Origin of the sequence: Pseudomonas sp. F9001, from assembly GCF_013385435.1 — a bacterium.
GTDB lineage: Bacteria > Pseudomonadota > Gammaproteobacteria > Pseudomonadales > Pseudomonadaceae > Aquipseudomonas.
Genome location: NZ_JACAPX010000027.1, coordinates 472 through 25,343 on the forward strand (window position 1 = coordinate 472; position 24,872 = coordinate 25,343).

The window sequence follows — 24,872 nt, forward strand, 5'->3', positions numbered from 1 at the left end:
CGGAGTGAGGGCACACCGAGCCTAGGCGAGGTGCCGAGTGGTGGGGCAAGAGCGTTTTGCTTACTTTTGCGCTCTTCAAAAGTGAGCCGCTGTAAGAGCGGAACCAATCGCAGCCATCACCCAAATAACGGATATGCCCCCCATCCAACAAATACGAAAGTTCCCCCACGCCAGCCGCTTTGTCCCCGCTTCCCATGTCACCCCCCACCCCCCGAATCCTCTAATTTCCCAACCCTGCGGGAAGCCTCCCGGCCCACGACTGCGCCCGCGCTTTAAACCGGGCCTCCCAGGCACTTACGCGACAGCTGAAAACGGACTTTCTCCTCAACCGTATCCGACTCAAAAAAGCAGGTTACCCCATGCAGTTCAGCAAATTACTGGCAGCTCTTTCCACCCACCCGATCCGCCTGCAAATGGACGAAGGCGACCTGATCATCCTGGGTGACGACGACGCGCTGGATGACGCCCTATGGGACCAACTGATCGCCCACAAACCCCAACTGCTCGACCTCGTCGCCCAACACGGCGGCGACTGGCTCAGCCCGGCCTATCGCATCACCCCGGACATGCTGCCCCTGGTCAACCTCGACCAACCCGCCATCGACCGCATCGTCGCCGCGATCCCCGGCGGGGCGGCGAATGTGCAGGATATCTACCCTCTGGCACCCCTCCAGGAAGGCATGCTCTACCACCATCTGTCAGCGCACCAGGGCGACCCCTACGTGCTGCACGCGCAGTTCGTGTTCGACAGCCGTGCCCGTCTTGAAACCTTCGCCCAGGCCTTGCAATGGGTCATCGACCGCCACGACATCCTGCGCACCTCGATGGCCTGGGAACGCCTCGACGAACCCCTGCAAGTGGTCTGGCGCAAAGCCTCCCTGGCCTGCGAAGAAGCCCGCCTTGATGGCGATGCAATGACCCAACTGCAAGCCCTCTACGATGCCCGCAACTACCGCATGGACCTCGGCCAGGCGCCGCTGCTGCGCCTGGTATTCGCCGAAGACCCGCGCAACCAGCGCGTGGTCGCCATGCTGCTGTTCCACCACACCATCCTCGACCACACCGCCCTCGACGTAGTGCGCCGGGAGATCCAGCTGCACCTCGCCGGCCAGACCGAACACGCCAGTGCACCGGTGCCGTTTCGCAACTACATCGCCCAGGTCCGCCATGGCGTCAGCGAACAGGCTCACGAAGCGTTCTTCCGCGAGATGCTGGCCGATATCGACGAGCCAACCCTGCCGTTCGGCCTGCAGGATGTGCAGGGTGACGGGCATGGCATCGACGAAACCCGCATTGCCGTCGACGGCGATCTAAGTCGCCGTCTAAGGGCCCAGGCAAGACCGTTGGGTGTCAGTCCCGCCAGTATGATGCACCTGGCGCTGGCCCAGGTGCTGGGCAAGGTCTCGGCTCGCGAAGCCGTGGTATTTGGCAGCGTGATGCTCGGCCGCATGGGCGCAGGCGAGGGCTCCGACCAGGCCCTGGGCATGTTCATCAACACCCTGCCGCTACGGGTAGATGTAGGCGAACAAAGCGTGCGCGAGGGCGTACAAACCACCCATAAACGCCTGAGCGAATTGCTCGATCACGAACACGCCTCCCTGGCCCTGGCCCAGCGTTGCAGCGGTGTGGCCGCACCCACGCCGTTGTTCAGTGCCATCCTCAATTACCGTCACAGCGATGCCTCGGACACCCAGGCGGTGATCGATATCGCCGAAGGCATCCAGGTGTTGGGCGCCGAAGAACGCACCAACTACCCGCTGACGGTCAACGTCGATGACCTGGGCGAAGGCTTTGCCTTTACCGTGATGGTGGACGCCTCCATCGGCGCGACGCGCATTGCCGGTTACCTGCACGCCGCCCTGGAAAACCTGGTGCTGGCCCTGGAACAAACGCCAGATGCACCGTTGCACAACCTGGGCATCCTGCCTGCCGCCGAACGCCAGCATCTGCTGCATGGCCTTAACGCCAGCACCCAGCACTACGCCGATTCAGCCCTGATCCACCAGCAAGTCGAAGCTCATGCCGCCAGCCATCCCGAAGCCATCGCGCTGCGCTTTGAACACGAACACCTGAGCTACCGCGAGCTGAACGAGCGCGCCAACCAGGTTGCGCATTGCCTGCTCAAGCATGGCATCCGCCCGGACGACCGGGTGGCGATCTGTGTCGAACGCGGGCTGGAAATGATCATTGGCCTGCTGGGGATTCTCAAGGCTGGGGCGGGTTATGTGCCGATCGATCCGGCCTACCCGCTGGGCCGTATCGCCTACACCCTGAAAGACAGCGCGCCGCTGGCGGTGCTGGTGCAGGACGACACCCGCCACCTGGTGGGCGACGCCACGTCGATCGACCTCAACAGCCTGCAGCACGAGCCCATCGTCAACCCCAACGTTGCAATCAGCGCGTCCAGCCTGGCCTATGTGATCTACACCTCCGGCTCCACCGGCCTGCCCAAGGGCGTGATGATCGAACACCGCAACGTCGCGCGACTGTTCAGCGCCACCGAGCACTGGTTCAAGTTCAACGCCAATGACACCTGGGCGCTGTTCCACTCGTTTGCCTTCGACTTCTCGGTGTGGGAGATCTGGGGCGCGCTGATGCATGGCGGGCAGTTGCTGGTGGTGCCGCAGCTGGTCAGCCGCTCGCCGGACGAGTGTTACGCACTGCTGTGCGAAGCCGGCGTCAGTATTCTCAACCAGACGCCGAGCGCGTTCCGCCAGTTGATCGCGGCACAGGGCCGCAGCCAGCAACTGCACTCGCTGCGCCAGGTGATCTTCGGCGGTGAAGCCCTGGAACCGGGGATTCTCAAGCCGTGGTACGCCCGGGTGACCAACGCTGGTACGCGGTTGGTCAACATGTATGGCATCACCGAAACCACCGTGCATGTGACCTACCGTGCCCTGGAGGCGGCGGATGTACAGCGGGTGGGCGTGAGTCCGATTGGCGTGCGCATTCCCGACTTGCAACTGTATGTGCTGGACGCCCGCCGCGAACCGGTGCCGAGCGGCGTAGTCGGGGAGTTGTACGTCGGCGGTGCCGGCGTGGCGCGGGGTTATCTCAACCGCGATGAGCTGACGGCCGAACGTTTTCTGACGGATCCCGCAACCGGCCTGCGCCTGTACAAGACCGGTGACCTCGGCCGGATGCTGGCCGACGGCAGTGTCGAGTACCTGGGGCGCAACGACGACCAGGTGAAGATTCGCGGTTTCCGTATCGAACTGGGGGAAATCGAAGCACGCCTGGCCACCTGCGAAGGTGTGCGCGAAGCCGTGGTGATTGCCCGCGAAGACGAACCGGGCGACAAGCGCCTGGTGGCCTACGTGATTGCCCAGCCTGAACACACGCCCACTGCCGCTGAGCTGCGTGACCACCTGCTGCTGTCCCTCGCCGAGTACATGGTGCCCAGCGCCTTTGTGCTGCTCGACGCGTTCCCGCTTACCACCAACGGCAAGCTCGACCGCAAGGCCTTGCCGGCACCGGACGCCGATGCCCTGGCCCGTCGTGGTTATGAAGCGCCACAAGGCGCGGTGGAAACCGCGATCGCGAGTCTCTGGCAAGACCTGCTCAAGGTCGACCGGGTCGGGCGCCAGGACAACTTTTTCGAGCTGGGCGGCCATTCGTTGCTGGCGGTCAAGCTGATCGAGCGCATGCGCCAGCTCGAGCTGAGCGCCGATGTGCGGGTGCTGTTCGGCCAGCCGACCCTGGCTGCGCTGGCCGCTGCGGTGGGCGGGCAACATGAAGTGCAGGTCCCGGCCAACCTGATCGGCGAAGCGACGCGGCACATCACCCCGGACATGCTGCCGCTGGTGAATCTCGACCAGCAGGCCATCGACCATATCATCGCCAGTGTCCCCGGCGGCATCGCCAACGTACAGGACATCTACGGCCTGGCCCCGTTGCAGGCCGGCATCCTCTACCACCACCTGGCAACCACCGAAGGCGATCCCTACGTGTTGCAGGTGCAGTTCAGCTTCAGCGGCCATGAGCCGGTCGAGGCGTTTATCCGTGCGCTGCAAAGTGTCATCGAGCGCAACGATATCCTGCGTACCGGGATTGTCTGGGAAGGCCTGGACGAGCCGGTACAGGTGGTCTTGCGCCAGGCGCTGCTGGTGGTTGAGCAGGTTGAAGCCGATCCTTTCAGTGCCGTATTGGCGCAACTGCAGGAACGCTTCGACCCACGCCACTACCGCCTCGACCTGTCCCGCGCCTCGTTGATGCGGTTTGCCTACGCCGAGGATCACGGCCGTTACGTCGGCATCCTGCTGCTGCACCACATCCTGCTGGACCACACCGCGTTGCAGGTGCTGGTGGAGGAAATGAGCGCGAGCCTTGCAGGCGAAACCTGCTTGCTGCCCGACGCCGTGCAGTACCGCAACTACGTGGCCCAGGCGCGCCTCGGTGTGAGCGCTGCGCAGCATGAGGCGTTCTTCAGCGAAATGCTCGGCGACATCGACGAGCCGACCCTGGCCTTCGGCTTGCAGGACGTGAACCGCGACGGCAGCGGTGTGCGCGAAGCGCACGTGGCATTGGAACCGGCCCTCAGCCTGGGCCTTCGCGAGCAGGCCCGGCAACTGGGGGTGAGTGCCGCAAGCCTGGTGCACCTGGCATGGGCCCAGGTCCTCGGCCAGGTCTCGGGCCAGGACGACGTGGTCTTCGGCACCGTGCTGCTGGGCCGGCTGCACGGCGGCGAGGGCGCCGACCGGGCGCTGGGAATGTTCATCAATACCTTGCCGTTGCGGGTCAGTGTCGGCGCGGTGGGCGTGCAGGCTGGCGTGCGCGCCACCCATGCGCGGCTGGCACAGTTGCTGGGGCATGAACATGCGTCCTTGTCCCTGGCCCAGCGATGCAGTGGCGTGTCCGGTGCGCTGCCGTTGTTCAGCACCTTGCTCAACTACCGCCACAGCGCGCCGGGTGAAGCGCCGGGCGCCAGCCCGTTCGCCGACGCCGGGATCGAAATCCTCAGTTCCGAGGAGCGCAGCAACTACCCGCTGGTGCTGAACGTCGACGACCTCGGCGCAGGCTTTGCCTTGACCGTGCAAGGCGTGGCGGAGGTGGATGTGCAGCGCGTCGGCGACTACATGCTCAGCGCCTTGCGCAACCTGGTCACGGCACTGCAACAGGCGCCGACCACACCGCTGCATCAAGTGTCGATCCTGCCAGCCGCCGAGCGGCATCAAGTGCTGGTGGATTTCAACGCCACTGCTCGCGCCTACCCGGCTGCGCACACCGTGCACGGGATCTTCGAAGCCGGCGTCCTGACCAGCCCCGACGCGCTGGCGGTGGTGCACGGCGACGTGTCGCTGACGTACCGCGAACTCAACCTGCGGGCCAATCGCCTGGCCCACTATTTGATCGACCAGGGTGTAAAACCGGGCGACAGCGTGGCCATCGCGCTGCCACGTTCCATCGACCTGCTGGTCAGCCAACTGGCCATCCTCAAGTGCGCGGCGGTGTACGTGCCGCTGGACATCAATGCGCCGGACGAACGCCAGGCGTTCATGGTGCAGGACAGTCATGCCGGGCAGGTGCTGCGTGATCTCGACGGGCTGAACCTCGACAATCAGCCGACCCATAATCCGAACCTGTCCCAGTCTGCCGAAAGCGTGGCGTACATCATGTACACCTCCGGCTCAACCGGTGCGCCCAAGGGCGTGCAGGTGCCCCATCGCGCCGTCTCTCGATTGGTGATCAACAACGGCTACGCCGACTTCAATCACCGCGACCGGGTGGCCTTCGCCTCGAACCCGGCGTTCGACGCCAGCACCCTCGATGTGTGGGCGCCGTTGCTCAACGGCGGCTGCGTGGTGGTGGTCGAGCATGCCACGTTGCTGTCCCAGGCCGCGTTTGGCGCCCTGTTGCAGGAGCAATCCGTCAGCGTGTTGTGGATGACCGCCGGGCTGTTCCATCAGTACGCCGACGGGTTGATGCCGATGTTCCGGCAACTGCGCTACCTGATCGTCGGCGGCGATGTGCTCGACCCGCAGGTGATCGCCCGGGTGCTTGAGCACGGCGCGCCGCAGCACCTGCTGAATGGCTATGGCCCCACCGAAGCCACGACGTTTTCCACCACCTTCGAGATCAAGTCGGTGGGTGAGGGCGGTATTCCGATTGGTCGACCGATTGGCAACAGCCGTGCCTACGTGCTGGATGCACGGCAGCAGCCGGTGGCGTTGGGCGTGGTTGGCGAGCTGTACATCGGTGGCGCGGGTGTGGCCAAGGGTTACCTGAACCAGCCGCAATTGACCGCCGAGAAATTTATCGTCGACCCGTTCGGCGATGGGCTGCTGTACCGCACCGGCGACCTGGCGAGCTGGCAGGCGGACGGCACCTTGCTGTACCAGGGCCGCAATGACCATCAACTGAAAATCCGGGGTTTCCGTATCGAGCCGGGTGAAATCGAAAGCTGCCTCGCCAGCGTTTCCGGCGTCAAAGACACGGTGGTGCTGGCCCGTGAAGATGAACCCGGCGACAAGCGCCTGGTGGCTTACTACACCGCCCAGGCGCCGCTGGGCATTGAAGCGCTGCGCGCGCACCTGCAAAGCCGGCTGCCGGACTACATGGTGCCGTCGGCCTATGTCTGGTTGGAACTGTTGCCGCTGACCGCGAATGGCAAGCTGGACCGCAAGGGCCTGCCTGCGCCGGATCAGGCGTCGCTGCTCAGCCGTGGTTTCGAAGCCCCGGAGGGCGAGGTGGAAACCCTGCTGGCGCAAATCTGGCAGGACGTGTTGAAGGTCGAGCGGGTAGGGCGCTTTGACCACTTCTTTGAACTCGGTGGCCATTCGTTGCTGGCGGTGAGCCTGATCGAGCGCATGCGCCAGGCGGGCCTGAGCGCCGATGTGCGGGTGCTGTTCAACCAGCCAAGCCTGGCGGCGCTGGCGGCGGCGGTGGGCAGTGGCCGGGAAATCGTGGTGCCGGCCAACGGCATTGCGCCTGGCTGCGAGCACATCACGCCGTCGATGCTGACCCTGGTCAAGCTGGACCAGCCGGCCATCGACCGCATCGTGGCGACGGTGCCCGGCGGTGCGGCCAACGTGCAGGATATCTACCCGCTGGCGCCGTTGCAGGAAGGCATCCTCTACCACCACATCAGCGCCGAACAGGGCGACCCCTACCTGCTGCAATCGCGCATGGCGTTTGACAGCGTCGAGCGTTTGCAGGCCTTCATGGGCGCGCTGCAAAAGGTCGTGGCGCGCCACGATATCCTGCGCACCGGCGTGGTGTGGGAAGGCTTGGACAGCCCGGTGCAAGTGGTGTGGCGCCAGGCCGAACTGGTGGTGCAGAACATCCCGCTGGACCCGGCCGATGGTGATGTGATCGAACAACTGCACGCGCGTTTTGATGCCCGCCACTATCGCCTGGATATCACCCAGGCGCCGCTGCTGCGCATGGTGTATGCGCAGGACCCGGCCAACCAGCGGGTCGCGGCGATCCTGCTGTTCCATCACCTGGCACTGGACCACACCGCCATGGAAGTGGTCGGCCAGGAAATGCGGGCGTTCCTGTTCAACCAGGCCGATGACTTGCCGGCCGCGGCACCGTTCCGTCACTACGTGGCCCAGGCTCGCCTGGGTGTCAGCGCCCAGGAACACGAGCAGTTCTTCCGCGAAATGCTCGCCGATGTCGACGAGCCCACGCTGCCCTTCGGCGTGCAGGATGTGCAGGGCGATGGCCGGGATATCGAAGAGGCCGAATTGCCCGTCGATGCAGGGCTGGCGCTGCGGGTTCGTGAACAGGCGCGGCAACTGGGAGTCAGCGCTGCGAGCCTGATGCACCTCGCGTGGGCCCAGGTCCTCGGGCTGGTGTCGGGCCGTCAGGACGTGGTATTCGGCACCGTATTGATGGGCCGCATGCAAGCCGGCGAAGGTGCCGACCGGGCATTGGGCATGTTCATCAACACCTTGCCGCTGCGGGTGGAGGTGGGTGCCGGCGCGGTACGTGCCGGCGTCAAGGCGACCCACGCCCGGCTCAGTGCCTTGCTGGGCCATGAGCATGCATCCCTGGCGCTGGCCCAGCGGTGCAGCGGCGTGCCGACCTCGATGCCGTTGTTCAGTGCCTTGCTCAACTACCGCCACAGCACCCCGGGCGAAATGGCCCGCGACGGCCACGGTATCTGGGAAGGTGTGCAATTGCTCGGCGGCGAAGAGCGCAGCAACTACCCGCTGACCTTGAGTGTGGACGACCTCGGTACGGGCTTCGGCCTGACGGTACTGGCGCTGGAATCCATCGGCGCGCAGCGCCTGTGCGACTCCATGCACAGTGCGCTGGAGCAACTGGTGGAGGCCCTTGAGCACGCGCCGCAAACGCCGTTGCATCAGTTGCCGGTACTGCCTGCCCGCGAACGCGAACACCTGCTGCGCAGCTTCAACGCCACCGCCCGCGATTACCCGCAAGGGCAGACCCTGCACGGCGCTTTCGAAGCCCAGGCCCTGCGCCTGCCGCAGGCGATTGCCGTGAGCCAGGACGGCCAGCACCTGACGTACCAACAGCTCAACCAGCGCGCCAACCAACTGGCCCATCACCTGCTGGCGCTGGGCGTACAGCCCGACGACCGTGTGGCGATCTGCTGCCGACGCGGCCCGCAGATGCTGGCGGGCCTGCTGGCGATTCTCAAGGCGGGCGCGGCCTACGTCCCGGTAGACCCGGCCTATCCGGCCGAGCGCATCGCTTACCTGCTGCAAGACAGCGCACCGGTCGCGGTCCTGGCCGAAGAGAGCACCCGTGGCGTGCTCGGTGATATCGCCATCGTCGATCTGCATGGCGCCTATCCCGACGGCACCAATCCCCACGTCGCCAGCCTGACCCCGGCGAACCTCGCCTATGTGATCTACACCTCCGGCTCCACCGGCCAGCCCAAAGGCGTGATGGTGGAACACCGCACCGTGGAAAACCTGGTGCATTGGCACTGTGAAGCCTTCGACCTGCAGGCCGGCAGCCACACCAGCAGCGTGGCCGGCTTCGGTTTCGATGCCATGGCCTGGGAAGTCTGGCCGGCATTGTGCGTGGGGGCGACCTTGCACCTGCCACCGGCCCATGTCGGCAATGAAAACATCGACGAACTGCTGGCCTGGTGGCTGGCCCAGCCGCTGGACGTGAGCTTCCTGCCCACCCCGGTGGCCGAGTACGCGTTCAGCCAGGACCTTGAGCACCCAAGCCTGCGCACCCTGTTGATCGGCGGTGATCGCCTGCGCCAGTTCAGCCATGAGCGACGTTTCGCGGTGATCAACAACTACGGCCCCACCGAAGCCACGGTGGTCGCCACCTCTGGCCGGGTGCGCGCCGGCCAGCCGCTGCATATCGGCAAGCCGATGGCCAATGCCACGGTGTACCTGCTGGATGCACAACAACGGCCGGTGCCGGTGGGTGTGGCGGGTGAGCTGTATGTAGGCGGCCGCGGCGTGGCCCGCGGCTACCTGAATCGCCCGGACCTGACCGCCGAGCGATTCCTCGATGACCCGTTCAACCCGGGCCGCATGTACCGCACCGGCGACCTGGCGCGCTGGCTGCCGGATGGCAACATTGAATATCTGGGCCGCAACGACGACCAGGTAAAAGTCCGGGGCGTGCGCGTCGAGCTGGGAGAAATCGAAACCCGCCTGGCCGCCGTCGACGGCGTCAAGGAAGCCGTGGTGCTGGTGCGCGACGGCCGCCTGGTGGCCTGGTTCACCGAACAAAAACCGCTGGTTATCGAAACCCTGCGCGCCGAGCTGCACAGCCAACTGCCCGAGGCCATGGTGCCGGTTGCCTACGTCAAACTCGACAGCTGGCCGTTGACCGCCAACGGCAAGCTTGACCGCAAGGCGCTGCCGGCACCGGATCAGGCCGCTGTGCTCAGCCGGGAATATGAAGCCCCACGCGGCGAAGTCGAGACCACCCTGGCGCGGATCTGGGCCGAGGTGTTGCAGGTGGAGCAAGTGGGCCGCCATGACCACTTCTTCGAGCTGGGCGGCCATTCCTTGCTGGCGGTAAGCCTGATCGAGCGCATGCGCCAGGCCGGCCTCAGCGCCGATGTGCGGGTGCTGTTCAGCCAGCCGACGCTGGCGGCATTGGCAGCGGCAGTGGGCAGTGGCCGGGAAGTGGTGGTGCCGGTGAATGCCATCGCCGCCGATTGCCCGCGCATCACGCCCTCGATGCTGCCATTGGTGGAGCTGGATCAGCCGATGATCGACCAGATCGTCGCCAGCGTGCCGGGTGGCGCCGCCAATGTGCAGGATATTTACCCGCTGGCACCGTTACAGGAAGGCATTCTTTACCACTACATCACGGCGGAGCAGGGCGATCCGTACCTGCTGCAATCGCACCTGGCATTCGATACCCAGGCGCGCCTGGACAGCTTCGCCCAGGCCTTGCAGCAGGTGATCGACCGCCACGACATCCTGCGTACCGGTGTGGTCTGGGAAGGCTTGGCGCAGCCGGTGCAAGTGGTGTGGCGCAAGGCTCGATTGACGGTCGAAGCGCTGCATCTGGACGGTGATGTGCTGGCCGGCCTGCATCAGCGTTTCGACGCCCGGCGCTACCGGCTGGACATCGCTCAGGCGCCGCTGATCCGCCTGATGTACGCCAACGACCCGGCCAATCAGCGGGTGGTGGCGGTGCTGCTGTATCACCACATCGTGCTGGACCACACCGCGTTCGACGTGGTGCTGCGGGAAATGCAGGGCTACCTGCTGGGGCACCCCGCACCGCAGTCCGCGCCGATGCCTTATCGCAACTACGTGGCGCAGGCGCGACTGGGTGTCAGCGAGCAGGAACATGAAGGGTTCTTCCGCGAGATGCTTGGCGATATCCATGAGCCAACGCTGCCGTTTGGCTTGCAGGATGTGCAGGGCGATGGTCGGGATATCGAAGAATTCACGCATCACCTGGACGCTGCCGTCAGCCGGCGCCTCAGGGCCCAGGCACGCCTGCTGGGCGTGAGCACCGCGAGCCTGTTCCACCTGGCATGGGCGCAGGTGTTGGCGGTGACGTCGGGCAAGCCGAATGTGGTGTTTGGCACGGTGCTGGTCGGCCGGATGCAGGGCGGCGAGGGCGCGGACCGGGCCCTTGGCGTGTTCATCAACACCCTGCCATTGCGCCTGGATATCGACGGGCAAGGCGTGCGCGACAGCGTGCGCAGCACCCATGCCCGGCTCACCGCGCTGCTGGGCCATGAACATGCTTCCCTGGCCCTGGCCCAGCGTTGCAGCGGGGTGGCGGCGCCGCTGCCGCTGTTCAGCTCGATGCTCAATTATCGCCACCGGGGCGGCGCCACCCGTTCACAGGACGCGCAGCACGCCTGGGAAGGCATGCAGACCCTGACCAATGACGGGCGCACCAACTATCCGTTGACCCTGAACGTCGATGACCTGGGTGATGGTTATGACTTCACCGCGTTGACCCCGGCCCAGGTAGGCGCACAACGGGTCTGCGGTTATATGCAGATGGCGTTGACCCAGTTGGTGGAGGCCCTGGAGCACGCGCCGCACCAGGCCCTTGACCGCCTGCCGATCCTGGGGGATGCAGAGCGTCAGCAACTGCTGTTTGATTTCAATGCCACCGAGGTTGACTACGACCTGGCGCAGACCCTGCACGGCCTGTTCGAGGCCCAGGTCGAGCGCACGCCGGATGCATTGGCGGTGAAGGCGGGTGAGCAATGCCTGACCTATGCCGAGCTGAACCAGCGCGCCAACCAACTGGCGCACCACCTGCGGGAACTGGGCGTGCAGCCGGATGCGCGGGTGGCGATTTGCGTCGAGCGTGGGCTGGAGATGGTCATCGGTCTGTTTGCGATCCTCAAGGCCGGCGGTGGTTATGTGCCGCTGGACCCGGCGTACCCGCTGGATCGCCTCGCCTACATGCTGCAAGACAGCCAGCCCGCGGCGCTGCTGGTGCAGGGCGCTACCCGTTCGTTGCTGGGCGACGTGACGGTGCCGGTGGTGGATCTTGACCAGAACACCTGGGCGCACCAGCCGGTGTCCAACCCACAGGTTCCCGGGTTGACCGCGCAGCACCAGGCCTACGTGATCTACACCTCCGGCTCCACCGGCCAACCCAAGGGCGTGATCAACGAGCACGCGGGTGTGGTCAACCGCCTGCTGTGGATGCAGGACGCCTACGGCCTGAACGCCACTGATGCGGTACTGCAGAAAACCCCGTTCGGCTTCGATGTGTCGGTGTGGGAGTTCTTCTGGCCCCTGTTCACCGGTGCGCGGCTGGTCATGGCACGCCCCGGCGGGCACAAGGAGCCGGCTTACCTGTGCGAGGTGATCGCGGCAGAACAGATCACCACCTTGCACTTCGTGCCGTCGATGCTCGATGTGTTCCTGGCCCACGGTGATGTCAGCCAGGGCGCCGGGCTGCTGCGGGTGATGTGCAGCGGCGAAGCCTTGCCCGGCGGCCTGGTGCGGCGCTTCAAGCAGCAATTGCCCGGCATCGGTTTGTACAACCTCTATGGCCCGACGGAAGCCGCGGTGGACGTGACCGCCTGGAACTGCGCCAGGCCCGTGGTGCCGGACAACACGCCTATCGGCAAGCCGATTGCCAACACCCGCATGTACCTGCTGGATGCCCGGTTGCAACCGGTGCCGCTGGGCGTGGTGGGCGAGCTGTTTATCGCCGGTGTGCAAGTGGCTCGCGGTTACCTGCACCGTCCCGAACTGACGGCCGAGCGCTTCCTCAAGGACCCGTTCAACCCAGGCCGGATGTACCGCACCGGTGACGTCGGGCGCTACCTGCCGGATGGCAATATCGAGTACCTGGGCCGTAATGACGACCAGGTAAAAATCCGTGGCCTGCGTATTGAACTCGGAGAAATCCAGGCGCGGCTGACCGAGTACCCACAGGTGAAGGAAGCGGCCGTGTTGGCCCGCGACGAACGCCTGGTGGCGTACTACACCGGCGTGCCAGCCGATATCGAACAGTTGCGGGCGCACCTGCTGGCGCGTTTGCCGGACTTCATGGTGCCTGCGGTATTCGTGTATCTGGACGCTCTGCCCCTGAGCCCCAACGGCAAGCTCGACCGCAAGGCCTTGCCGACGCCGGGTGTGGAATCGCTGATCGTGCGCGAGTACGAAGCCCCGGTGGGCGCTACCGAAATCACCCTGGCGCGGCTGTGGGCCGAGCTGCTGAAGGTGGAGCGGGTCGGGCGTCACGACAACTTTTTCGAGCTGGGCGGGCACTCTTTGCTGGCCGTCAGTCTGATCGGACGCTTGCGTCAGGAAGGCATGGAAGCCGATGTGCGGGGCCTGTTCGAACAGCCGACCCTGGCCGGCTACGCCGCAATTACCGAACGAATGGAGATCGTCCTGTGAGCATCATCGAACTGTTGGCGACACTCAAGGCCAAGGATGTGCAACTGGCGCTCAAGGGCGATCAGTTGTCGGTGCAAGGCAACAAGCAGGCCCTGAGCGACGCGGCACTGGTGGCCTCGCTGCGCGAACACAAGCCGGCGCTGATCGAGCTGATCAAGGCCGGGGAGTACTCGGCCACCAAGGCCGGTGAGGTGCAGGTGCCGGCCAATGGCATTCCACCGGGCGCTACCTCGATTACCCCGCAGATGCTGAGCCTGTCGACCCTCAGCCAAGCGTCCATCGATCGCATCCTCGAGACCGTCGAGGGTGGCGTCGCCAATGTGCAGGACATCTACCCGCTGGCACCGTTGCAGGAGGGCATCCTCTACCATCATGTGAGTGCCGAACACGGCGACCCGTACATCATGCAGTCGCTGTTTGCCTTCGACAGCCTTGAGCGTTTCGAGGGCTTTGCCCTGGCCTTGCAACAGGTGATCGACCGTCACGACATCCTGCGGACCGGCGTGGTGTGGGAAGGCCTGGAAGAGCCGTCGCAAGTGGTCTGGCGCACGGCGCGCCTGCCGGTGCAGGCGATTGAACTGGACCCGGCAGACGGCGATATCGCCGCCCAGTTGCATCGCCTGTTCGATGGCCGCCACTACCGCATGGACGTGACCCGCGCGCCGCTGCTGCGCCTGGTGCGGGCCTGGGATGAAGCCGGCCAACGGGTGGTGGCGATGCTGTTGTTCCACCACATGGCCCTGGACCACAGCGCGCTGGAAGTGGTCTGCCACGAGATGCAAGCCTGCCTGCTGGGCAGGGCGGCTGAACTGGGCCAGGCGGTGCCGTTTCGCAACTATGTCGCCCAGGCGCGCCTGGGCATCAGCGAGCAGGAGCACGAAGGGTTCTTCCGGCAGATGCTCGGCGACATCAGCGAGCCGACCTTGCCCTACGGCCTGCAGGATGTGCAGGGCGACGGCGACAACATCCAGGAGATCAGCCTGCCGCTGGCCCCGGAGCTGAGCCGGCGCTTGCGCGCCCAGGCCCGGCAGTTGGGCGTCAGCGCCGCGAGCCTGTTCCACATGGGCTGGGCCCAGGTGCTGGGAGTGCTGGCGGGCAAGGAACAGGTGGTGTTCGGCACGGTGCTGATGGGCCGCATGCAGGGCAGCCACGACACCGACCGTGCCCTGGGAATCTTTATCAACACCTTGCCGTTGCGGGTGGATGTAGGCGCCGAAGACGTGCGCACCGGGGTCAAGGCGACCCATGCCCGGCTGACCACCTTGCTGCGTCACGAACACGCGGCGCTGGCCCTGGCCCAGCGTTGCAGCGGTGTAGTGGCGCCGACGCCGCTGTTCAGCGCGTTGCTCAACTACCGCCATAGCGCAGGCGGCGCGAGCGCCGAAGCGGTCTCGGCCTGGCAGGGTATTCAAGCGTTGCGCTCCGAGGAACGCACCAACTACCCGTTGACCCTGAGCGTCGACGACCTGGGCGAAGACTTCAGCCTGAGCCTGTTGGCCAGTGCCCAGGTTGATCCGCAGCGGGTGTGCGCTTATCTGCAAACTGCCCTGGGGAACCTGGTTCACGCGCTGGAAGAGGCACCCGAAACACCCTTGAATCGCTTGTCGGTGTTGCCCGAGGCGGAGCAGCGGCACTTGCTGGAGCAGTTCAATGCGACAGCCATCGACTTCCCGCAAGGCACCACCCTGCATGGGCGTATCGAGGCCCAGACCCTGCTGACCCCGGACGCGGTGGCCGCGGTGTATCAAGGCCGCCAGCTGACCTATGCCGAGTTGAATCAACAAGCCAACCTGCTGGCCCATCACCTGCTGGCGCTGGGGGTAAAACCCGACGATCGCGTGGCCATCGTTGCCCGGCGCGGGCTGGACACCCTGGCCGGGTTGCTGGCGATCCTCAAGTCCGGCGCCTGCTATGTACCGGTGGACCCGTCGCACCCGGCCGAGCGCCTGAGCTACCTGCTCGGCGACAGCGCCCCGGTCGCGGTACTGACCCAACATGCATTGCTGGAGCGCCTGCCCGCGCTCGATGTGCCGGTGATCAACCTGGACCGTTTTACCTGGCACCACCATTCGGCGAGCAACCCGCAGGTGGCCGTCACGCCCGCCAACCTGGCCTACGTGATCTACACCTCCGGCTCCACCGGCCTGCCCAAGGGCGTGATGGTGGAACATCACACCGTGGCCAACCTGGTGGACTGGCACTGCACCGCGTTTGACCTGTGCGCAGGCCGTCACACCGCGAGCGTTGCCGGGTTTGGCTTTGACGCGATGGCCTGGGAAGTCTGGCCGGCGCTGTGCGTGGGGGCCACCTTGCACCTGCCGCCGGCCCACGACGGCGCTGAAGATATCGACGCGCTGCTGGACTGGTGGCGCGCACAACCGCTGGACGTGTGTTTCCTGCCCACGCCGGTGGCCGAATATGCGTTCAGCCAGAACATCGAGCACCTGACCCTGCGCACCTTGCTGATTGGCGGCGACCGCCTGCGCCAGTTCACCCGGGCCCAGCGTTTCGAGGTGATCAACAACTACGGCCCCACCGAAGCCACGGTGGTGGCGACCTCCGGGCGGATCGAGCCCGGGCAGCCGTTGCACATCGGCAAGCCCATTTCCAACGCCACGGTTTACCTGCTGGACGAACAGCAGCGCCCGGTGCCCTTGGGGGTTGCCGGTGAACTGTACGTGGGCGGCAAGGGCGTGGCGCGGGGTTATCTCAATCGCCCGGAAATGACCGCCGAACGTTTCCTGAATGACCCATTCAATTCGGGCCGCATGTACCGCACCGGCGACCTGGCGCGCTGGTTGCCGGACGGGAATATCGAGTACCTGGGCCGCAACGACGACCAGGTGAAAATCCGCGGTGTGCGCATCGAACTGGGGGAAATCGAAACCCGCCTCAACCAACTGCCTGGTCTTCAGGAAGTGGTGGTGCTGGCCCGTGAAGACCAACCGGGCCAGCCACGGCTGGTGGCTTACTTCACCGAAAACCCGCAATTCGAACCGCTTGAAGTGGGCGAGGTTCGTGCCCATCTGGTGGCGCACTTGCCGGACTACATGGTGCCGGTGGCCTACGTGAAACTCGATGCGTTGCCCCTGACTGCCAACGGCAAACTGGACCGCAAGGCCCTGCCAAAGCCGGACCTGGCCGCCGTCTTCACCCGCGAATACGAGGCGCCTCATGGCGATATCGAAGCCGTCCTCGCGCAGATCTGGGCCGAGGTGTTGCAAGTGGAACGTGTTGGGCGCCAGGATCATTTCTTTGAGTTGGGCGGCCATTCGTTGCTGGCCATGCGCATGGTGTCCCAGGTTCGCCAGCAACTGGGGGTCGACCTGGCACTGGGCGAACTGTTCGCCAATGCCGAACTGGCGGCGGTGGCGCAGGTAGTGGCCCAGGCCGGGCGCAGCACCTTGCCGGATATCCTGCCGGCGGCGCGGGACACGGAGTTGCCGTTGTCGTTTGCCCAGCAACGCCTGTGGTTCCTGGCGCTGATGGAGGGCGCCAACACCGCCTACAACATTCCCATCGGCCTGCGCCTGCGCGGGCAGTTGCACGTCGACGCGCTGCAACGGGCCCTGGCGCGGATCGTCGCGCGGCATGAGACCTTGCGCAGTCGGTTTGCCCAGCAGGATGACGACGCCCAGGTGCTGATCGTGCCGCCTGAAGAAGTGATGCCCCTGCAAGTCCAGGACCTGCGTCGCCACCCCGAAGCACAGCAGGTGCTGGACGCGTTGATCCAGGGCGAAGCCTCGGCGCCTTTTGATTTGCAGCGCGGCCCGCTGTTGCGCGGGCGCCTGGTGATCATGGCCGACGATCATCACGTGTTGCTGCTGACTATCCACCACATCGTGTCCGATGGCTGGTCCATGGGCGTGCTGACCCGCGAACTGATGGCGCTGTACCAGGCGTTCAGCCACGGTGAGGCTGACCCACTGCCGCCGTTGCCGATCCAGTACAGCGACTTTGCCGTATGGCAGCGCCTGTGGCTGAGCGGCGAAGTGCTGCATCGCCAGAGCAGCTACTGGCAACACACCCTGGCCGGTGCGCCGGCGCTGCTGATGTTGCCGACCGACCGTCCACGCCCGGCCCAGCAGGACTACGCCGGCAGCAGCGTCGACGTGCACCTGGATGAGCGCCTGAGTGCCGGGCTCAAGGCCCTCAGCCAGCGCCACGGCACCACGCTGTACATGGTGATGATGACGGCGTGGGCCTCGTTGCTCGCGCGTTTGGCCGGGCAGGAGGAAGTGGTGATCGGCTCGCCGGTCGCCAACCGCCAGCGGGCCGAGGTGGAAGGCCTGATCGGGTTGTTCGTCAACACCCTGGCAGTGCGCATTGATATCTCGGGCGAACTGAGCGCCGAGGCGCTGCTGGCGCGGGTCAAGGGGCTGGCGCTGGACGCCCAGGCTCATCAGGATCTGCCGTTTGAGCAGGTGGTGGAAATCACCCGGCCATTGCGCAGCCTGGCCCATAGCCCGCTGTTCCAGACGATGTTGACCTGGCAGGACAGTGACGCGCCGGTGCTGGCCCTCGGCGACCTGAGCCTTGAAGGCATTGTGGAGGACAGTCACTTTGCCAAGTTCGACCTGTCCCTGAACCTCGGCGAGACCCGGGGCGAAATTCGCGGCACCCTGGAATACGCCATCGCGTTGTTCGACGAGTCGACCATGCAACGCTATGTCGGCTATTTCACCCGCGTGCTGCAGGCCATGGTGGATAACGATCAGGCGGTGCTGGAGCAGGCTGACTTGCTGGACGATCAGGAGCGCCAGCATCTGCTGTTCGACTTCAATAACACCACAGTGGATTACAACCTCGACCAGACGCTGCACGGTATGTTCGAAGCCCAGGTGGCGAGAACGCCGGATGCGCTTGCGGTGAAGGCAGGCTCGGAGTGCCTGAGCTATCGCGAGCTGAACGAACGGGCCAATCAGTTGGCGCACCATCTGCGGGAGCTGGGTGTACAGCCGGATTCGCGGGTGGCGATTTGCGTCGAGCGCGGCCTGGAGATGGTCATTGGCCTGTTCGCAATCCTCAAGGCGGGCGGCGGTTATGTGCCGCTGGACCCGGCGTATCCGCTGGAACGTATCGCCTACATGCTCAAGGACAGCGCACCGGCCGCCGTGCTGGTGCAGGGCGAAACCCGTTCGTTGCTGGGCGACGTCACGGTGCCGCTGGTGGACCTGGACCGGAACACCTGGCAGCACCAACCAACGTCCAACCCACGAGTGGATGGGCTGACCGCGCAGCATCAGGCCTACGTGATCTACACCTCGGGTTCTACCGGCCAACCGAAAGGCGTGATCAACGAGCACGCGGGCGTGGTCAACCGCCTGCTGTGGATGCAGGACGAGTACGGGCTGACTGCCCAGGACAGGGTGTTGCAGAAAACCCCGTTCAGCTTCGACGTGTCGGTGTGGGAGTTTTTCTGGCCGCTGTTCACCGGCGCCGGTTTGGTCATGGCGCGTCCAGGCGGGCATAAAGACCCGGCCTACCTGTGTGAGGTGATCGAGGCGGAGCAGATCACCACGCTGCACTTTGTGCCGTCTATGCTCGATGTGTTCCTGGCCCACGGCGACGTCAGCCAGAGCGCTGGGCTGGTGCGGGTGATGTGCAGCGGTGAAGCGCTCCCCGGCAGCCTGGTGCGCCGTTTCAAGCAGCAGTTGCCGGGCATCGGTTTGTACAACCTCTACGGCCCGACGGAAGCGGCGGTGGACGTGACGGCGTGGGATTGCGCCGGGCCCGTCACGCCGGACAACACCCCCATCGGCAAGCCGATTGCCAACACCCGCATGTACCTGCTGGACGGGCAGTTGCAGCCTGTTCCATTGGGTGTGGTGGGCGAGCTGTTCATCGGCGGTGTGCAAGTGGCGCGGGGTTACCTGCACCGTCCTGAGCTGACGGCCGAGCGCTTCCTCAAGGACCCGTTCAGCGCGGGCCGGATGTACCGCACCGGCGACGTCGGGCGCTACCTGCCGGACGGCACCATCGAGTACCTGGGCCGCAATGACGACCAGGTGAAAATCCGTGGCTTGCGCATCGAACTGGGGGAGATCCAGGCGCGACTGCTGCAATTCCCGCAGATCAACGAAGCCGCCGTGGTCGCCCGCGATTCACGGCTGGTGGCTTACTACACCGGCGTGCCGGCGCAAATCGACGCTTTGCGCAGCCATTTGCTGGAACACCTGCCGGACTACATGGTACCGGCCACCTTCATGCACCTGGACGCCTTGCCCCTGAGCCCCAATGGCAAGCTTGACCGCAAGGCACTGCCGGCGCCGGGCCTGGAATCGGTGAGCGTCCGGGAGTACGTCGCGCCTGTGGGGGAAACCGAAATCACCCTGGCCGGCCTGTGGGCGGATTTGCTCAAGGTGGAGCGTGTGGGTCGGCACGACCATTTCTTCGAGCTGGGCGGCCATTCGCTGCTGGCCGCCAGCCTGATCGGCCGCATGCGTCGGGTCGGGTTGTCGGCGGATGTGAAAGTGCTGTTTGGTCAACCCACCCTTGCAGCCTTGGCGGCTGCCGTGGGTGGTAGTCGCGAAGTGGTGGTGCCGGCCAATGGGATTGCCGCGGATTGCACGCGGATCACCCCGGACATGCTCCCGCTGGTGAACCTGGAGCAGGCCGCCATCGACCGCCTTGTCGCGAGCATTCCCGGCGGCGCAGCCAACGTGCAGGATATCTACCCGCTGGCGCCGTTGCAGGCCGGGATCCTGTATCACCATCGCGCAGTGCAACAGGGTGACGCGTACCTGTTGCAGGCGCAGTTTGCCTTCGCCAGCGTCGAGCGCCTTGAAGCGTTTGCCCAGGCGTTGCAGGCGGTGATCGAGCGGCAGGATATCCTGCGCTCGTCGATGCACTGGGACGGGCTGGAAGAACCGGTGCAGGTGGTGTGGCGCCAGGCCTCGCTGCGGGTTGAGGCGATTCAGGCGACGGGCAATGTGCTGGAGCAATTGCAGGCGCGCTTCGAACAGCATCGGCTGAACTTGGCTCAGGCACCGCTGATGCGCCTGGTGTACGCCGAGGACCCGGCCAACCAGCGGGTGGTTGCGTTGTTGCTGTTCCATCATCTGGTGATGGACCACGTTGCGCTGGAGGTGCTGCAGCACGAGATGCAGGCGTGCTTGCTCGGCCGGCGCGAGCAATTGGGTGCGGCGGTGCCGTATCGCAATTATGTGGCGCAGACGCGGTTGGGCATGCGCGAGGAAGAGCACGAAGCGTTCTTCCGCGAGATGCTCGGGGAGGTCGATGAGCCGACGCTGGCATTGAGTGCACCGGGTGAAGCGCAACAGGCACATTTGCGCGTCGACCCGCTGTTGAACGGGCGCCTGCGCACCCTGGCACGGCAGCTTGGGGTGAGTGCTGCGAGCCTGATGCACCTGGCCTGGGCGCAGGTGCTGGGCAAGGTTTCCGGCCGCGAGCAGGTGGTGTTTGGCACCGTATTGCTGGGCCGGCTGCAAGGCGGCGAAGGCGCCGAACGTGCCTTGGGTGTGTTCATCAACACCTTGCCGCTGCGGGTCGACCTGGGTGAACGCACGGTGCACGCAGCGCTGATGGCCACCCACGCAAGCCTGACCCGGTTGCTCAGTCACGAACATGCGCCACTGGCCCTGGCCCAGCGTTGCAGCGGGCTGCCGGCCAATACGCCGCTGTTCAGCGTGCTGTTCAACTATCGCCACAGCGCCCCGCACGCTGGCGGCGTAGCCGAGGCGTGGCAGGGCATGCAGGTGCTCAAGGCCGAGGAACGTACCAACTTTGCGCTGTCCCTGAGTGTCGATGACCTGGGCGACGGGTTTGGCTTTGACGCCATGGGGCAGGGCGCGCCACGCCTCTGCGAGTACCTGCATGTTGCCCTGGAGCAACTGGTGCAGGCCCTGGAACAGAATGCAGGGGGCTCAATCAGCCAACTGTCGATTCTGCCGGCGGCGGAGCGTGAAAAACTGCGGATGGAATTCAACGCCACCCAGCGCGAATTCCCCCACGAACATACGGTGCAGCGTTTGTTCGAAGCCCAGGCCCAGGCACGCCCGGGTGCTATCGCAGTGGTGCATGGTGAACACACCCTGAGTTACGGCGCGCTGAACACCCGCGCCAACCAGTTGGCGCACCACCTGCGCAACCTGGGCGTGCAGCCCGGCGACCATGTGGCGATCCTGTTGCCGCGCTCGATTGACCTGTTGCTCAGCCAACTGGCAATCCTCAAATGCGCGGCGGCCTACGTGCCGCTGGACATCAACGCCCCGGCCGAGCGCCAGGCCTTTATGGTGCAGGACAGTGGCGCGGTGTGGCTGTTGACCCACAGCAGCGAGCCTGTCGCTTACCCGGCCCGACGTATCGACCTCGACACCCTGGCGCTGGACCCGCAGCCGAGCCACAACCCGGACCTGTCGCAGTCCTCGGAGCGCGTGGCGTACATCATGTACACCTCCGGTTCCACCGGCACCCCCAAGGGTGTGCTGGTACCGCACCGGGGCATCACGCGGCTGGTGATCAATAACGGCTACGCCGATTTCAACGCCCATGACCGCGTGGCGTTCGCTTCCAACCCGGCGTTCGACGCGAGCACCATGGACGTGTGGGGCCCCTTGCTCAACGGCGGCCAGGTGCTGGTGATCGACCATGCGACCTTGCTCGACCCCGGCGCGTTTGGCCGGGCACTGAAGGCGGGCGGGGCGACGATCCTGTTCGTCACCACTGCGCTGTTCAACCAGTACGTGCAATTGATTCCCGACGCGTTGGCCGGGCTGCGCATCCTGTTGTGCGGCGGCGAACGGGCCGACCCGGCGGCGTTCCGCAGCCTGCTGGCCCAGGCGCCGGCACTGCGGCTGGTGCATTGCTACGGCCCGACGGAAACCACCACTTACGCCACCACGCATGAAGTGCAGGCCATCGCCGCCGATGCCGAAAGCGTGCCGATCGGCAGGCCGATTGCCAACACGCAAATCCACCTGCTGGATGCGCACTTGCAGCCGGTGCCGCTGGGTGTGGTCGGGGAAATCTGCATTGGCGGGCATGGCGTGGCCAAGGGGTACCTGAACCGGCCGGAGCTGACGGCCGAGAAGTTTGTCGATGATCCGTTTGGCGATGGCTTGTTGTACCGCACCGGCGACCTTGGGCGCTGGTCGGCGGCCGGACTGCTGGAGTGCATCGGGCGTAATGACGACCAGGTGAAGATCCGCGGCTTCCGCATCGAGTTGGGCGAGATCGAAGCACGCCTGGCCACCTGCAGCGGCATCAAGGATGTGGTGGTGCTGGCACGAGAAGATGCGCCGGGGGACAAGCGCCTGGTGGCGTACTACACCGGCGAGCCGCTGGCCATCGAAGTGTTGCGCAGTCATCTGCTGCAGCACCTGCCGGACTACATGGTGCCATCGGCCTATGTACCGCTGGAAAAAATGCCCCTGACAGCCAACGGCAAGGTCGACCGCAAGGCCCTGCCGATGCCCGCGCTGGAGGCATCGGCGAGCCGCGTGTTCGAGGCGCCGGCGAACGAGCTGGAACAGACACTGGCACGCCTCTGGGCCGAGGTGTTGCGGCTGGAGCAGGTCGGGCGCCATGACAGTTTCTTTGAACTGGGTGGCCATTCGTTGCTGGCGATCCGGCTGGTCAACCTGATGGAAGAGGCGGGGCTTGAGGTGTCGTTGGCCGAGCTGTTCCAGCACGCCAGCGTGGCCTCGGTTGCCTCGATGCTCGGTCAGCGCACGGCGCGGGAGGACAACAGCTCGCTGATCACCGTACGCGCCAGCGGCAGCCAGCCGCCGTTGTTCCTGGTGCATGAGTTCAGCGGCATGGACGTGTATTTCCCGGCGCTGGGCCGGCACCTGCCGGGGGATTATCCGATCTATGGCTTGCCCGGTGCGCCCCTTGGCGAGGTGCAGTTGCAGACCATGGAAGGCCTGGCGGCGCGGCTGGTGGGGATTATCCGCTCGGTGCAGCCCCATGGGCCGTATCGGCTGGCGGGTTGGTCGTTCGGCGGGGTGTTGGCCTATGAAGTGGCGATGCAACTGCAGGGGCTGGACGAACCGGTGGCATTCCTCGGGTTGATCGACAGCTACGTGCCGCGCATGACCGACCAGGGCAAGGCGCGCTGGAGCGGGCCGGATGCCCTCAAGCGGCATTTGCTGTTGCAGTGCACGGCGTATTGGAAGGCACAGGGAGGTGTGGATGAGTTGGCGAGCCTTGAGCAACTGGAAGCGGACATTGGACAGCTGGACTTTGCGGGTTTGCTGCAACGCTGCCGCGATCGGCATTTGCTGTACGCGCAGATGGCGGCGGCTTCGGACGCGGACCTGTTGAGTTTTATCCAGCGGGAAGTCGGGCATGGGCATGCGTTGGCGCATTACAGCCTGTTCCCGATGCCACTGGCGGTGCACTTGTTCAGCGCCGCCGAGCGGCCGACGGAACTCTCGCGGCGCAGCCTGGATTTGGGATGGGATGAGGCACTGGCCGTGGGGCAATTGCGCCGCATTGAGGTGCCGGGGGATCACCAGAGCATGATGCAGGCACCGCATATCCAGGCGCTGGGGCAGGCGATGGGTGAGGCCCTGGCGTTGAGTGAGGCGCCGGCTGTGGCGGTGCATCAGCCGTTGTTGCGGATCCAGAGTGGTCGCGCCGGGCAGGCACCGATCTTCTGTGTGCCGGGGGCGGGGGATAGCGTGACCGGGTTTGTGGGGTTGACCGAGGCGTTGGGCCGGGACTGGCCGATCTTTGGCTTGCAGCCCCGTGGGCTGGATGGGGAGGTGGTGCCCCATAGCCAGGTTGAGGCGGCGGCGCGCTGTTATTTGCAGGCGCTGGAGCAGGAATGTCCTTCGGGGCCGGTGCATTTGGTGGGGCATTCGTTTGGCGGTTGGGTGGTGTTCGAGATGGCCACGCGGTTGCAGGCTCAGGGGCGTGAGGTGGCGTCGTTGACGTTGATCGACAGCGAGGCGCCCGGGGGCAATGGGGTGGTGGGCCGACCCTATACCACGACGGCGGCGTTGTTGCGGCTGATTGAGTCGATGCAGGTGGCTTCGGGTAAGTCGCTTGGGATTGATGCGGTGGATTTTGCCGGGCGCGATGAAGTGGAGCAGCGAAGGTTGTTGCATGGGGGGATGGTGGGGGTTGGGTTGTTGCCTGCGCGGTCTTCGGTGGATGCCATGGATGGGCCGGCGCGCACGTATGCGTCGGCGTTGCGTACGGTTTATCGGCCTGCCCGACGGTATGAGGGGGTGGTGCGGTTGGTGTTGGCGGAGGACCCGACACTCGATGTGGCGGGTAATCAGCGGGAGCAGGGGTTGATGGTTGAGGGGTGGCGCGGGTGCGTGGGGGTGTTGGAGGTTTGGTATGGGCCGGGGAATCATTTTTCGCTGCTCAAGGCGCCGAACGTCTTTAGTTTGGCGGCTTGGTGGCGGGATGGGGTTGTGATTGGGGAGCGGGTTTCGTGAGTGTACATATCCGTTGCTGCGGTAACGGCCACTTAGGGTTCCGCTCTTACAGCGGGTCACTTTTGGCAAACGCCCCAAAAGTAACCAAAAGGTCTTTGCCCCACCACTCGGTGCCTCGCCTAGGCTCGGCATGCCCGCACTCCGGCACGCTTGCGCGGGCCGCCGCGACGGGCCA

2 protein-coding genes are annotated in these 24,872 nt (G+C 65.3%); both read left to right on the forward strand.

The features are described from left to right. The first annotated feature begins 359 nt into the window (after window positions 1–359). Window positions 360–13,283: a non-ribosomal peptide synthetase gene (locus HX818_RS23925; protein WP_177020860.1), complete on the forward strand. Its 12,924-nt coding sequence runs from the start codon at window positions 360–362 to the stop codon at window positions 13,281–13,283. Beyond that, the gene (locus tag HX818_RS23930) at window positions 13,280–24,697 is read left to right on the forward strand and encodes a non-ribosomal peptide synthetase (protein WP_177020861.1); all 11,418 of its coding nucleotides are present in this window, start codon (window positions 13,280–13,282) and stop codon (window positions 24,695–24,697) included. The genes HX818_RS23925 and HX818_RS23930 overlap by 4 nt, the downstream gene beginning before the upstream one ends. Window positions 24,698–24,872: the final 175 nt, after the last annotated feature.

Bases quoted from the DNA above. Each gene is read 5' to 3' on its own strand.
- HX818_RS23925 (WP_177020860.1), top strand. From the start codon at position 360: ATGCAGTTCAGCAAATTACTGGCAGCTCTTTCCACCCACCCGATCCGC.